Source organism: Microvirga arvi (assembly GCF_016892765.1).
GTDB lineage: Bacteria > Pseudomonadota > Alphaproteobacteria > Rhizobiales > Beijerinckiaceae > Microvirga > Microvirga arvi.
On record NZ_JAFEMD010000209.1, the window covers coordinates 1 to 837 of the forward strand.

1 protein-coding gene is annotated in these 837 nt (G+C 59.9%); it reads right to left on the bottom strand.

What is annotated here, in order from left to right:
- Positions 1-16: 16 nt before the first annotated feature.
- Positions 17-774, bottom strand: a protein-coding gene (locus tag ILT44_RS30555; protein ID WP_204243365.1) for an IS5 family transposase whose coding sequence is annotated in 2 segments (ribosomal slippage) — positions 17-441 and positions 441-774 — 759 coding nt in all. Because the reading frame shifts where the segments join, the coding sequence is not laid out codon by codon here.
- Between the last annotated feature and the right edge of the window lie 63 nt (positions 775-837).

The window sequence follows — 837 nt, forward strand, 5'->3', positions numbered from 1 at the left end:
CTAGGCTCAGGACTCGTTAATTGAGGTAGAAGGCGACGGCAGCCGCGATGCAGATGGCTGAGAAGAAGGTGTGCGCGCAACGGTCGTAGCGGGTCGCAACTCGGCGCCAATCTTTGAGTTTCGCGAACATGTTCTCGACCTTGTGCCGTTGCCGATACAGCGTCTTGTCATAGGCAATCGGCACCTTGCGGCTCCTGGTCGGCGGAATGCAGGGCGTGATGCGCTTGTCTGCAAGAGCCTCCCGGAACCAGTTGCTGTCGTAGCCTCGGTCAGCAATCAGCGTTGAGCCAGAAGGCAGCGCTCCCAAGATGAGCCGTGCGCCCTTATGGTCGCTCATCTGCCCTTCCGATAAAAGCAGGATGATCGGCTTGCCGGCGCCATCGCAGACGGCATGGAGCTTGGAGTTCAGGCCGCCTTTGGTGCGCCCGATACGACGGGGAACATCCCCTTTTTAAGCAGGCTGGCCGCAGTCCGGTGCGCCTTCAGGTGGGTGGCATCGATCATGATCCGCTCGGGCTTGGGACCGTCACCCGCCAGAGCGGCGAAGATCCTGTCGAACACGCCCAGCCTGCTCCAGCGCATGAACCGGTTGTACAATGTCTTATGCGGCCCGTACTCTTTGGGCGCATCCTTCCACTGCAGACCGTTGCGGATCACGTACACGATTCCGCTGACCACCTGCCGGTCGTCCACCCGTGGTACGCCGTGCGCCAGTGGGAAGTGAGGTGAAATGCGCCCCATCTGGCGCTCACTGAGCAGAAACAGATCACCCATTCAGAGCCTCCTCGACAGGAGACTCTGAATCACAACTCAGCTCAAATTAATAGGTCCTGAGCC